The organism is Olegusella sp., from assembly GCF_057238325.1.
Genome location: NZ_DBHHGF010000003.1, coordinates 82,178 through 94,341, shown reverse-complemented (window position 1 = coordinate 94,341; position 12,164 = coordinate 82,178). Strand labels below are relative to the sequence as shown.

12 protein-coding genes are annotated in these 12,164 nt (G+C 48.5%); 6 read left to right on the top strand and 6 right to left on the bottom strand.

Annotated features, from left to right (window positions below; genetic code table 11):
* The first annotated feature begins 453 nt into the window (after window positions 1–453).
* From ACO5JD_RS03885 to yaaA, 6 genes are all read left to right on the top strand, one after another.
* On the top strand, window positions 454–1,215 hold the full coding sequence (locus ACO5JD_RS03885; protein ID WP_484987748.1) for a hypothetical protein: 762 nt from the start codon (window positions 454–456) through the stop codon (window positions 1,213–1,215).
* Between the two features lie 99 nt (window positions 1,216–1,314).
* Window positions 1,315–2,385: a threonine aldolase family protein gene (locus ACO5JD_RS03880; RefSeq protein WP_484987746.1), complete on the top strand. Its 1,071-nt coding sequence runs from the start codon at window positions 1,315–1,317 to the stop codon at window positions 2,383–2,385.
* Window positions 2,379–3,089 (top strand): alpha/beta hydrolase, encoded by a 711-nt coding sequence (locus ACO5JD_RS03875; RefSeq protein WP_484987744.1) that lies wholly within the window; start codon window positions 2,379–2,381, stop codon window positions 3,087–3,089. The genes ACO5JD_RS03880 and ACO5JD_RS03875 overlap by 7 nt, the downstream gene beginning before the upstream one ends.
* 57 nt (window positions 3,090–3,146) lie before the next feature.
* Window positions 3,147–4,085, top strand: coding sequence for a 3-hydroxyacyl-CoA dehydrogenase (locus ACO5JD_RS03870; RefSeq protein ID WP_484987742.1), 939 nt, complete (start codon window positions 3,147–3,149; stop codon window positions 4,083–4,085).
* 114 nt (window positions 4,086–4,199) lie between these two features.
* Complete coding sequence (gene bcp / locus ACO5JD_RS03865; protein WP_484987740.1) at window positions 4,200–4,658, top strand: thioredoxin-dependent thiol peroxidase; 459 nt, start codon at window positions 4,200–4,202, stop codon at window positions 4,656–4,658.
* 15 nt (window positions 4,659–4,673) lie between these two features.
* Window positions 4,674–5,432 carry a peroxide stress protein YaaA gene (yaaA, locus tag ACO5JD_RS03860; RefSeq protein ID WP_484987738.1) on the top strand — a complete coding sequence of 253 codons (759 nt, stop codon included), beginning with the start codon at window positions 4,674–4,676 and terminating at the stop codon, window positions 5,430–5,432.
* A gap of 133 nt (window positions 5,433–5,565) precedes the next feature.
* On the opposite strand, the gene ACO5JD_RS03855 is transcribed toward yaaA, so the two are convergent.
* The 6 genes from ACO5JD_RS03855 to ACO5JD_RS03830 all read right to left on the bottom strand — a co-directional run bounded on the left by ACO5JD_RS03855 (window position 5,566) and on the right by ACO5JD_RS03830 (window position 12,143).
* The gene (locus tag ACO5JD_RS03855; RefSeq protein ID WP_484987736.1) at window positions 5,566–6,549 is read right to left on the bottom strand and encodes a hypothetical protein; all 984 of its coding nucleotides are present in this window, start codon (window positions 6,547–6,549) and stop codon (window positions 5,566–5,568) included.
* Between the two features lie 8 nt (window positions 6,550–6,557).
* Window positions 6,558–8,153 carry an MBOAT family O-acyltransferase gene (locus tag ACO5JD_RS03850; RefSeq protein ID WP_484987734.1) on the bottom strand — a complete coding sequence of 532 codons (1,596 nt, stop codon included), beginning with the start codon at window positions 8,151–8,153 and terminating at the stop codon, window positions 6,558–6,560.
* Window positions 8,154–8,161: 8 nt separating this feature from the next.
* Window positions 8,162–8,401, bottom strand: coding sequence for an acyl carrier protein (locus ACO5JD_RS03845; protein WP_484987732.1), 240 nt, complete (start codon window positions 8,399–8,401; stop codon window positions 8,162–8,164).
* A 66-nt stretch (window positions 8,402–8,467) separates the two neighbouring features.
* Window positions 8,468–9,979 (bottom strand): amino acid adenylation domain-containing protein, encoded by a 1,512-nt coding sequence (locus ACO5JD_RS03840; RefSeq protein WP_484987730.1) that lies wholly within the window; start codon window positions 9,977–9,979, stop codon window positions 8,468–8,470.
* 51 nt (window positions 9,980–10,030) lie between these two features.
* A complete protein-coding gene (locus ACO5JD_RS03835; protein WP_484987728.1) occupies window positions 10,031–11,323 on the bottom strand; it encodes a HAMP domain-containing sensor histidine kinase in 1,293 nt (430 codons plus the stop codon).
* Window positions 11,324–11,432: 109 nt separating this feature from the next.
* Window positions 11,433–12,143 carry a response regulator transcription factor gene (locus ACO5JD_RS03830; RefSeq protein WP_484987726.1) on the bottom strand — a complete coding sequence of 237 codons (711 nt, stop codon included), beginning with the start codon at window positions 12,141–12,143 and terminating at the stop codon, window positions 11,433–11,435.
* Between the last annotated feature and the right edge of the window lie 21 nt (window positions 12,144–12,164).

Genomic DNA, 12,164 nt, shown 5'->3' with positions numbered 1-12,164 from the left:
GTGGAGTGACGGAGAGAAGGCTGCGTTTTCACTGCAAAATATCTTATAAAGGAAGAACGTTTTGATACGTTTATATACTTTTCTTCACCCCTATTCGCTCTAACGCATGATATGCGCCATTAAGCAATATTTGAGCAAGTATGTTTGTGCTGGTAGATGCGCTGATTTTTGGGACAGGTGTTTCCCCGGGTTTTGTCTTGATTTTTTGTATTCGTAAAAGCGCTGGTAGTTGGACTGCAACCAAAATAAACGCATTAATAATCAAACAAAAATACCCATGAATTGGCGCATATCGTGCGTTAGAGCGAATAGGGGTCAAGGTTGCCGGCTTTTTGAGGCAATCGTCCCTTCAACTGGTAAGAAAAGCGTCACAGCGTTGTGACAAATTCTGAGTTATTACAATAGAGGGAAGTAGTAATTATGCGGACGTCTAGCTGAGCGAAGGACGGCGAAATGAAAAAGCTCAGGCAAATAGGTTTTACGTACCGTATGGGTTATGTTGTGGTAGGCGTGCTGGTATTGATACTGATGGCATGGGCAGTAAAAACCTGCTCTATACGGGACGCAAAACCAAAGATGGAAAGTGCTAACACTGCGGTGGTCTCCTCATCTGAATCTGGTGCAAATAGTGCCAATAATGGTTCGGGTGAAGTGTCTACCACCAACTCAAATGGTGAGTACGCCACTGCGCCTGAATCGGAACCCGCCCCCGCGCTCGACCCCGATAAGGAGCTTGCTCCTAGCGGAAAGCCTGTTTCTCAAAGTCTGCCGTTTGTCGGAATGGACGCTAGGTTAATTGGCAAAACATGGCTGGGCGAGTCGAGTGCGCCCGCGCAGAAAATGACTTCAGGTCGTTATCGGGATGCATATTATTACTGCTGGACGGCAGATTCAGGTGACGCAATCTATGAAGCCTATATTAAAGATTACAAGGTTATCGTCGTTGCGTGCCGTAACAGAGATACCGACTATTGGCGAGATGAAAATGGTAGGATGCGCCCTTTTCCTGATCGCTCGGGTACTGGTGTAGAGCGAAAGGCAAAGCGAGCGTCCGGTACATCAAAATCCGGGGACAAGTTAACTGAGCTACTTGATCCTTGGGATTACGATAGCCCTGAGGAATATGCCGATGATGCTGAGGAATACTTCCGTGCGCACGGATCCAAAGATCCCTGGAGTGATGCCTTTGAGTATTGGGAGCGCAAGGTCGAATAAGGCTCCCTTGCGCGTTATTCTGCTGTGAAGTTTTACTTGAGCTGCGTCATGTATACAAAAGTGCAGGTTAGGATTCTGCGCTGGTCTTGAGGGGCGAATATGGGCGAGAAGCTTCATTTTGCATCTGATTATATGGAAGGTGCGCATCCTCGCTTGCTGCAAGCACTCATTGATACCAATATGGAGAGTGTCGGCGGCTACGGATATGATCCTTTTTGCGATGATGCGCGAGCGAAAATCCTTGTGGCATGCAATTGCCCCGAGGGTGAAGTGCATTTTCTTGGTGGTGGTACGCAGGCCAATCAGGTGGTAATTGACGCGCTGCTACAGCCGTGGCAAGGGGTTATAGCTGCGGATTCTGGTCATGTAAATGTGCATGAAGCAGGGGCTATTGAATATAGTGGACACAAAGTAATTGCTGTTGCTGGTGAGTTGGGTAAGCTTGATGTGGCTCGTGTGCGTGCCTGCCGCGAGGCGTGGGAGGGCGATACCAACTGGGAACACATAGTTGAGCCTGGCATGGTATATATCTCCCAGCCGACAGAATATGGCACGCTTTATTCCCTCTCTGAGCTAGAGGAACTCTCTGCTTTTTGTCATGAAAAGCAGATGTTTCTATTTGAAGATGGGGCGCGTCTTGCCTATGCGTTGGCTTGTCATGCAAATGATGTAAGTCTGCCAGATCTTGCGCGTCTCTGTGATGCGTTTTATATCGGCGGCACCAAATGTGGGGCTCTTTGTGGTGAAGCAGTTGTCTTCCCGAAGGCTGATACTGCCCCTCGCTTCTTCACGCAGATCAAGCAGCACGGAGCGCTATTTGCCAAAGGTCGTCTACTTGGTGTGCAGTTTGGCGCCTTGTTTGAAGATAATTTTTATGCGAAAGTGGGTCGTCCTGCGATTGAGGCAGCTGACAAGATTCGCGTAGCTTTGGCGGAGGAGGGCTTTGAGATGCCTTATCCCGCTCCGACCAACCAAGTCTTTTTCCTTGCAGATGAGGTTACAATTGCGAAGCTTGATGAAACGGTCGACTATGGTTTTATGGAAACATGGCCTGATGGTCGCCAATTAGTGAGGTTTGCAACAAGTTGGTCAACGACCTCCGAGGCAGCAAATCAGCTCGTTTCTCTTATTCACTCGCTTAAGAAAAGCGGGGGAAGAGCGCAATGGTAGAAGTTATCGAATATAAGCTTGATGATCGCACTATCAAAATCTTTCCTGCAGAAGATGCACAACGACCAGTGGTATTTAGTAGCGAGTTTGATAGCGATGGTAGGAAAATCCTACAAGAATGCGCAGCCCTTGATTGTCCACCTTTCCACTTAGTCACGATTTCGGATATCAATTGGAATGAGGATCTATCCCCTTGGGAAGCAAATCGTGTTCTTGGAAATCAAAATCACTTTACAGGTGGCGCGCCTGCATACCTAGATTGGTTGCTTAGTGTAGTGATACCCCTTACTCAGTATGAGTTAGGTAAATCTTACGGTGAAGCATATATTTCAGGTTATTCTCTGGCAGGACTTTTTGCCCTTTGGTCGCTCTATCAGACAGATATTTTCAAGGGGGCGGCCTGTGTTTCTAGCTCGCTATGGTTTCCTGATTTCAAGGAATACGCGCTTACTCATCCATTTGCTATGCGCACTCAAGCCGCTATGCCCAAGGCAATCTACCTTTCTCTTGGTGACCGTGAGAGCAAAACAAAAAATAAAATCCTTCGTGGGAATGCTGAAATCTATGAAATTCTTGTCCGCCATTACGCTGAACAGAAAATACGCACCATTTACCAAAACAACCCTGGCAATCACTTTTCTGATGTCTATTTACGTGTAGCGAGGGGTATAACTTGGCTCATGGCTGACGAAGCGCGTGGCTAATAAAATCCTAGCGACTTACTTCGTTATTCTTCTACAGCTCTTTGAAAGGAGTCAATCATGAGTATTAAAAAGGTCACCATTGCTGGTGGCGGTGTCCTAGGCAGCCAGATTGCCTACCAAAGTGCTTTTAGGGGTTTTGACGTTACCATTTGGTTGCGCAGTGAGGCCTCCATTGGTCGTTGCGAGCCCAAGCTTGATCGTCTACAGGGTATTTATGTTGCCAGCCTCGAGGCTGCAAAGACTGACAAGAGCAAATGGGCTCCTGGGTTTGGCAAGCCCGAAGAGGCTACCGATGCGCATATTGACGAGCTTAAGGCTGCTGCTGTGGCTGCCCGTGCCAATCTCACCTTAACCACAGATTGGGACGAGGCTTTTGGCGATGCTGACCTTGTTATCGAGGCTGTCGCTGAAGATCCTCAGCAGAAGGTTGTCTTCTATGAGGAGCTCCAGAAGCACCTTCCCGAGAAGACTATCGTAGTGACTAATTCTTCGACCCTGTTGCCCAGCTCTTTTGCCGAGAAGACCGGGCGTCCCGAAAAGTTTTTGGGCTATCACTTTGCTAATAACATCTGGATTGGTAACACTGCTGAGATTATGCCGCACCCCGGCACCAGTGATGATGCTTATCAGCAACTCGTAAAGTACTCCGAAGACATTGCTATGGTCCCCATTCAAATGCACAAAGAACAGCCGGGTTATGTTCTCAACTCCATGCTGGTACCTTTCTTGAGTGCAGCGCAGATGCTCTGGGCAAAGGATGTTGCGAGTCCCCAGGATATTGACCGGGTCTGGGAGATTGCTACAGGTGCCGCTCATGGTCCGTTCCGCATCATTGATATCGTTGGCCTGGCTACGGTGCTTAATATCGCCAAGATGCAGGTCACCACTGATGACCCCAACGATGTTCACAATATCCTTATCAAGAAGATCGAGGCCATGATTGCAGAGGGCAAGACTGGTATCAATGCTGGCGAGGGTTTTTATTCTTATAAGTAGACGGTTTGCAGACGTATCATGACACAGCTGTGTCATGATGCAATGAGTAGCGTCAGATAAATCCAAACGGGGCGTGACGCAATAGCGTTGCGTCCCTGCTTTAAAAGGAGGGATATGTTAGAAATTGGAACCATTGCACCAGACTTTGAGCTGCCAGATCAAGATGGTGTGGCTCACAAGCTGAGCGATTATCGTGGTAAAAAAGTCGTTTTGTATTTTTATCCCAAAGACAATACTTCGGGCTGTACCAAGCAGGCCTGTGGCTTTGCCGAGCATTATCCTCAGTTCCTTGAGAAGGGTGCTGTTGTACTAGGAGTTTCCAAAGATTCTGTGGCATCACACAAGAAGTTTCAGGAGAAGTTTAATCTGCCCTTTACTCTATTATCTGACCCTGAGCACAAAGTTATCGAGATGTATGGCGTATGGCAGGAAAAGAAGAACTATGGCAGAACCTACATGGGCATTGTGCGCAGCACCTTCCTTATTGATGAGGAAGGTTGCATTGCATATGTGCAGACCAAGGTTAAGGCCGCAGAAAACCCCCAAGACACCCTTGAGTTACTTGATGCTTAGGAGATTGTCCCCGCAATGAGGATTATCTTTTCCCCAGCAAAACGCATGCAGAGTGAGACGGATGATCTTGCTCTGCTCACAAAGCCGCTTTTTCTTGCACAGGCGCAAACAGTGCTTGAGTGGTTGCAGTCGCTTTCTTATGAGGAAGCAAAGTCTCTGTGGAAGACAAGCGACTCTATTGCACAGGCAGCTTATGATGCTGTTGCGCATGCAAATCTAGAGCGAGGACTTGTACCTGCGATTTTGTCATATGACGGAATTGCTTTTAGCTATCTTGCGGCTGGTGTTTTGGAAGAAGAACCGCTTGCCTATCTGCAGGATCACCTGCTTATACTTTCGGGATTATATGGTGCGTTGCGACCCTTTGATGGTGTGGTGCCTTATCGCCTAGAGATGCAAGAAAAAGCACAGGTAGCTGGTACGCGTAGTCTTTACGAGTATTGGAGCGATACTGTCTACCAAGAAGCAATGCGTGGTGCAGGTGCTGACCATGTGATTGTTAATCTTGCTTCCAAGGAATATTCACGCATGCTCAAGCGCTATCTGATGCCGCAAGACCGGATGGTTAGCTGCAATTTTGTAGTTGAAACCCCGCGCGGTCTGGTGCAAAAAGGCGTTTACTGCAAGATGGCTCGCGGTGAAATGGTGCGCTATGCCGCGGTTCACCAAATTGAAGTGCCCGAGGAGCTCAAGCATTTTGACTCTCCAGATTGGCACTTTGCCGACACTCTTTCTACGGATACCGAGTTTTTCTTTATAAGAAAAGCCCGCTAAGCCAGCCTCGTGTGTTGGCAGCACGCAGTCAAACACACCCTCAACCACAGATGGTTCAAACTTCGACTTTTATAAAATCCTGACCTGGTGTTTTTCGCGTCTGGATTCCGAAGTTTGAACCATCTGCCATTTTCTAGTCCTTAGCAGGTTGATTGCCAATACCAAAGTCGGCGTAAAGACGATCGGCAAGCCAATTGCTAGCCTTGGTGGCACCCGCAAAATTAAGATGCGTACCACCATCACGCGAATCGACTGACCAGTCGATACCAACCTTAGAGGACGGCATGTTCATGTCGTAGTACTTCACACCGTTCTTTTTTGCCCAACGTGCAAGCTCAACATGCCTCGCAAAACTAAACTCACGAGCGTTTGGGGCGCTGACCAGTACTAATATCGCGCCATGTTCCTCGCAACTTTTCTTTAGGTCGTTGAGGTAGTACTCGGCAATGGGAGTCAAGGAAATCTTGTTGCCTTTGTCCTTCATGTAATCGCCGCCCTTATAAGGGACTACATGATTTTTCTTTTTGTAGCCCATATGCGGCGCAAGACCGATGGGATTGTCGTTCATATGACCGCCCGCAATGAGCTTCCAGTTATTGTGGTAGCGCAGCAGGGGGCAGACCCTGCGGCCAATATCCTGCATCACCATACGAATGCCCGTGCGATGGAAAAAGTTATTGGTTTCGGCAACGACAATCTTGGTGTGGTGATAGTTAAAAGTGTCGTCGGCAATCTCAACTGACTCGGCGAGCTTTTGTAGCGGACGAGCAGAATTGTATGAGTGGACACCTGTTCGTTCTTCAATAATCTCAGGAGCAAAACTGCTCTGTGCACTTGAGTCGCCAACAAAGATAAGATCAAGACTGTTACGGTCCAGCTGTGTGTAATCAAACTGGCTGGGGAAATGTAGACCCAGCGTAACTACAGGGTTGCGCGGTGTCACTACAGCAGAAAGCACCAGCAGAACTGCATAGAGCACAGCCATAAATCCCAACGAGCGCACAATGCCATGCAGGAGAGATGGCGCGTTTGAGTTTCCACCCTCGGCAGAAGGTTTTTGCCCATCTGCATTTTGCGCATCAGTAGCCATATCGCGGTTCTTCTTTTCTTCAATCATGATTCATCCTAGAAGTTGGCGTAAATCGAGGGAATGGCATCATAGCCAGGCCCATAGGCTCCAAAGGTCAGCATAAAAGCGACCAAGGCGATGCCTACTGCCCAGCGCAGTGCTGTACCATGCCTGAGCAGCAATGGTCGCAGAGCGACATCAAACTCATGGGTAATATCGACAGCAAGCATCAACGCGCCGCCAATAAGCGCAATATTGAGATCGGCATCAGAGACGCGGAAACTGAGCCACAGATTGTTAACGAGGGGTTCGGTACCGGGGCCAGCAAAGATAGACTTAAACATCTGCACAAAGTCAGCGAGTGTATCGGCGCGGAACAGCATCATGCCGATGATGACCAAGGCTATGGTGCGTACCATTGCGATGCCACTATTAAGCAGACCATCGCGTTTGATACCAGTGCGCTCAAAGAAAGCTACAAACAAGGGTTCCAGCAGCATACCTACCATGACTAGTGCAAAGTAGTACAGGCCATAGGCTAGGTATTTCCAGTCGGCACCGTGCCAAATACCTGTGGCAGACCATACGGCAAGCAGAGCCAAAATGGTTGGTACGATGCGAACGGCGTTGCCTTTAAGATGCTTACGCGCCCAAGTGGAAAGCGACCTAGTGGCGCCTGACAGCGATACGGGATAAAAAACGTAGTCGCGCAGCCAGCCACCCAGCGTCATGTGCCAACGACGCCAAAATTCATTTACACTTTTTGAGAAGAAAGGCTGACGGAAGTTTTGTGCCAACGTGATGCCGCAGAGTTCGGAGCTGCCACGGGCAATATCCACAACACCCGAGAAATCAGCGTAGAGCTGCAGAGTATAGAGCGCTGCAGCAATGATTACCATAACGCCCTCGTATTTGGTGTGGTCGGTAAAAATCATGCCTACCAAAGGTGCAATACGATCGGCAATTACAATCTTTTTTATCATGCCCCACACAATGAGCTGCAGACCATAGACCAGACGCTCACCACGAGCAATCTCTCCAGCGCGTAGCTGCGGCGCGAGCTCATCAAAGCGTCCGATGGGGCCTTCGGTGAGTGTAGGGAAGAAGGATAAAAATAGGGCAATGGTCCCTAGATTGTGGCAGGCGGCGTATTTACCTCGATATACGTCGATAACATAGCCCACAGCAGACATCGTGTAAAACGAGATGCCCAGTGGTAGTGCAACTTTTGCCAGTGGCAGCTTGGCGTCGGCCTTAAAGAGCTCAATAAAAACCCCCTGTATAAAGCTGCCGTACTTTAGCACCACAAGAATACCCAGCAAAATGAGGGTACCGATTGTGCATACCAAGCGCATACGCTTTTGTGTGATAGCGCGGCGTTGCTTGCGTTCGTCGCGGGTCTCTTTACGTCCCTCAGGCTTTTGGATGGAATTTTTTGCCCGCTCAATAAGCAGTCCGCTGCCCCAGGTTACCAAGGTAGCTGCGATTAGATAGACCACCAAGATCTTGCTGGAGTTCCAGAAGAAAGCGTAGCTGGCGCCCAACAGGACTATCCAGCGCCAACGCTTGGGGACAATGAAATAAGCTATGTAGACAAGGGGGAGGAACGCTCCAAGATAGAGCGCCAGACCCTTCCAGGCTGTGAGGGACACGTTAAACTCTATTCGTCGAGCAGGCGCTCAATAAGTGCCGCGATGGAACCAACAGATGCGAAGTTATCGGGTGTCATTTCTAGGGGAGACACGCGAACTTCAAACTCGTCTTCGATAGCACTAACGAGCATAATAGAAGTCATCGAGTCGATGGCACCCGATCCAACGAGGTCATCGGTGTTGTCGATATCGACATCAGGAAGGATCTCCTGCAGCATATCGTGTACTTGCTCTTTGATTTCGTCCATGACATTCCCCTTTTCTTGAAAAATTACCATTGAACAGTATATAGAAGCGAAAAACTGCAGTTAAAGCTACACATAACAAGCATCAAGCAAAGCATGACGGTCAATTTTGCCATTGGCATTAAGAGGCAGTGTAGGCAGTAACTTGATGTTGTCAGGCATCATGTATGTGGGCAGACGATGAGTCAGCTGCTTGTGTAGCTCGTCTTTGTTGAGCTTGTTGCCTGAAGCAAAGATAACAATATGACCTTGGGTAGGTTCCCAGATAGCAGCGCAGCTTGCGACACCCTCACATGCAGCTGCGGCAGCCTCAATTTCACCTAGCTCAATGCGGTAGCCGCTGCGTTTAATTTGGAAGTCTCTGCGACTGACATAGCGCAAATCGCCATCGCTAGCAGGTCGCACAATGTCACCGGTGCGGTAGTAGAGCTGTGGGTCATTTGCATCTAGCGGATTGGCAACAAAGGTTTCTGAGGTTCGCTTGGCGTCACCCAAATATCCCAAGGCAACAAAAGGTCCGCCTACATAAAGCTCGCCCTCGTCATCAATGCCGGCTTCTTGGCCGTCCTCGCGCATGACAATAGCTTTCATACCCTCACAGGCACGGCCAATGGGCAGTGACTCTTCGTCAGACAAACGTCTGTTGACCTTGTAATAGGTACAAATATCGGTAGTTTCGGTGGGACCAAAGAGATTGGCAAATTTTGCCTCGGGTAGCTTGTCCATCCAATAATTGAGCGTGGGCGTGGGCATTACCTCACCGGCAAAGAGAACTTTGCGGATATGTTCTAACGGAGCGACTGATAGCACATCCCAACGAGAAAGCATCCCAAGAGCGGTTGGTACCCAATAGATAGTATTGACTTTGCGCTCATTAAGCCAGTTTACTAGGGGTACTGGCCAACTAAAGAGACGCTTGGAGATGATGTACATCGTGGCGCCCTGGCGAATGGTGGCAAACATATCCGAGACAGACATCGAGAAGTACAGCGGTGTCTGGCTACCAAATATGGTTTCATCGCTGATGTCAAAGCATTCGGCAAACCAGCTGACATAGGAAATAACATTGGCATGGCTTACCATGACACCTTTGGGTGTGCCAGTTGAACCCGAGGTATAGAGCACATAAAGCAAATCGTTGGCGCAGGTCTTGCTACGAATATCGGCTAGCACGGTGGTATCAATGTCGCCCGCAACTGCCCCGTCAATAGTGATGCAAGCGCCGGGAAGCAGTTCTTCTCCAAGCTTGGCAGTCTGATCGCAGACCAAAATAGCTGCAGGTTTAAAAGACGAGACGATGCTTACCAGACGCTCGCGAGGAGACTCAGCATCAAGGATGGCATAATGGCCACCAGCAGCGACGATACCCAATAGCGCTACAACCTGATCTACCCCACGAGGTAACAGAACGGCTACCGCCTGCTGTGCTTTGCCATGCCGTGCGAGCGTGCTGCCTACGCTTTGAACTTGAGTGAGGAGCTCAGAATAGCTCAGTTCTTTCTTATCATCGGCATATGAAATCTTGTCAGCGTACTGTTGGGCTGACTCCTCAAGCCATTGAAGAACATTCGTATAAGTCATACTTTTCCTTCCGTGGTGTGCGGCTTTAGCAATGTGTCGAGATTCAAGGTGCTAACTTATCTGCTTAGAGAGCTTGTAGTTCTCCTTTGCGGGGTTAGTGGTAGTTAAAGTATTTTCTGGTGCAATGGGAAAAATCAGGGTAGAGATATAGATACCATCAATGGTGGTTTTTTCGGTGTACGTACCACCAAGTGCTGCCATTAGTCTGCGCATATTTTTGATACCAATCCCTGTGCTTTCTTGTTGAGCAAAGTCTGGTGCGATGGTATTGCTAAAACGCACCTGCCACTTATTACCCAAACTAGTTGCATTGATACGAATAGGTTGAGTACGGTCGGCATATTTGAGCATATTGGACAAAATGTTATCTATGACACGATCGAGCTTTTGAATGTTGACAAGCATATCGGCACCTTTAGCAGTGCCCGTAGCAACGACCCGGAAGCCAGAATTTTCGAGTGTGGCCACAAGGTTGGATATCAAATCCCTCATGATAATGGCAAAAGGCCCTTCTTCTTGGTGCTCCTGCTGTCTTGCTCCAACAGTAAAATGTTCGAAGAGTGAATCAGATAAAGATTTGATTTGTAGTGCACGGTTGTCGATTTTATCGAGGTAACGGATCATTTTTGGTAGGTCTTCGGGGTTGGCTGCCTTAAGGATTTGCGTGTAGAGCAACAGTGAGGTTAGCGGCGTGCGTATGTCGTGAGAAATAGTCATAATGAGATCGTGGTTGGCGGCAAGTGCCGTTTCTTCGCTGTGAACGCGCTCAGCAAGTGCAAGGCGCACATCATTCATCTTTTCGGCGAGTGATGCCAACTCATCTTCGCCGTCGATAGTGATCTTGGTATCAAGATCACCTTGTTCGATATGGGATATTTCTTCTTCAAGCTGAAAAATATAAGCAATACGGCGGCGTACGCCCCAGATAAAAATAGCAAGAAAGAGTACGACCGAGAGCACGCGCATGCCTATTGAGAGTAGAGCAAAAAATACGTAGTCGTAATCGTTGATAACGTAGGCTGTAACTGCGCGATTACCCGAAAAACTAAGCTCTGCGACGTCATATTCATTGTCGTTGATGGGGGATTTAATATTGCCACTGAGTGCAAAGGGATAGATAACCGAGCCACTCTCGGTAATTGCGGCAAAACGGGTATGCGAGTCAAATTGGTTCCATGTATCAATGATGTCAAAGTCGTTTGTACCTGAGGGTTTGTGGTCAAGTTTGTATTGGAGCAAATTTACATCGTCGGTAATCTGTGATTCAACAAAGGAGTGGTGAAATGCACTTGATGTGCTGAGCCAACGCACGAGAGGCATCATGGCGTGATAAAAGACCAGCATGGCTACCGCGCAGAAGAGCACCAGTTTTGCAAGTCTATGCTCAAGCCCTCCTCGGGTGAGGAGATAATAAATCGAGGAGGGCAGTTTACGAACTGCCTGTACTAGGCGATTACTCAAAGCGATAACCCTTTCCCCACACAGTACGTACGAGGCGAGGATCTTTAGGATCAGTCTCTAACTTGTTGCGCAGGCGGGAAATGTGCACCATAAGGGTGGCATTAACGGAGCGATCATAGGCTTTGCCCCAGACATTTTCGTAAATCTCCTGAGCGGAAAATACGGTGCCACGACCATTAGCCAAGAAAGACAGGATGCCATATTCCGTATCTGTGAGCACAACAGGCTTGCCGTCGCGGAGGACTTTCTTTCCGCGCAAATCAAGCTCGACATTATCGCGAATGATAGTGGCGTTATCATGAGATCCGTCCTGCTCGTCTTGGTTTTGATAAACGTGATAGCGGCGAAGCAGAGCGTTGACACGAGCAAGCAGTTCGACGGAGGAGAAGGGCTTTGCGAGATAGTCATCTCCTCCAGAAACCAGTCCTAATGCCTTGTCCGCATCTTGTGTTTTTGCCGAGAGAAACAAAATGGGCAAAGTGGAGCGACGGCGGAGTTCACGACAAACTTCGATGCCGGACATGCCAGGCATCATAATGTCCAAAATCACCAAATCAATATTGGGCTGCTTGTCAAAAAGTTCAAGACCTTTTTCACCAGAAGAAGCCTCAAACACTTCGTAATTTTCGTTGGCAAGCAAGATATGGATGCCCTCACGAATATCTGCATCATCTTCGACAATGAGGATGTGTGCCTTTTCCACGACTAAAGCCTCTCTCTACAT

Coding starts and splice junctions, on each gene's coding strand:
- ACO5JD_RS03885 (WP_484987748.1), top strand. CDS start 454: ATGAAAAAGCTCAGGCAAATAGGTTTTACGTACCGTATGGGTTATGTT.
- ACO5JD_RS03880 (WP_484987746.1), top strand. CDS start 1,315: ATGGGCGAGAAGCTTCATTTTGCATCTGATTATATGGAAGGTGCGCAT.
- ACO5JD_RS03875 (WP_484987744.1), top strand. CDS start 2,379: ATGGTAGAAGTTATCGAATATAAGCTTGATGATCGCACTATCAAAATC.
- ACO5JD_RS03870 (WP_484987742.1), top strand. CDS start 3,147: ATGAGTATTAAAAAGGTCACCATTGCTGGTGGCGGTGTCCTAGGCAGC.
- bcp (WP_484987740.1), top strand. CDS start 4,200: ATGTTAGAAATTGGAACCATTGCACCAGACTTTGAGCTGCCAGATCAA.
- yaaA (WP_484987738.1), top strand. CDS start 4,674: ATGAGGATTATCTTTTCCCCAGCAAAACGCATGCAGAGTGAGACGGAT.
- ACO5JD_RS03855 (WP_484987736.1), bottom strand. CDS start 6,549: ATGATTGAAGAAAAGAAGAACCGCGATATGGCTACTGATGCGCAAAAT.
- ACO5JD_RS03845 (WP_484987732.1), bottom strand. CDS start 8,401: ATGGACGAAATCAAAGAGCAAGTACACGATATGCTGCAGGAGATCCTT.
- ACO5JD_RS03840 (WP_484987730.1), bottom strand. CDS start 9,979: ATGACTTATACGAATGTTCTTCAATGGCTTGAGGAGTCAGCCCAACAG.
- ACO5JD_RS03835 (WP_484987728.1), bottom strand. CDS start 11,323: ATGCTGGTCTTTTATCACGCCATGATGCCTCTCGTGCGTTGGCTCAGC.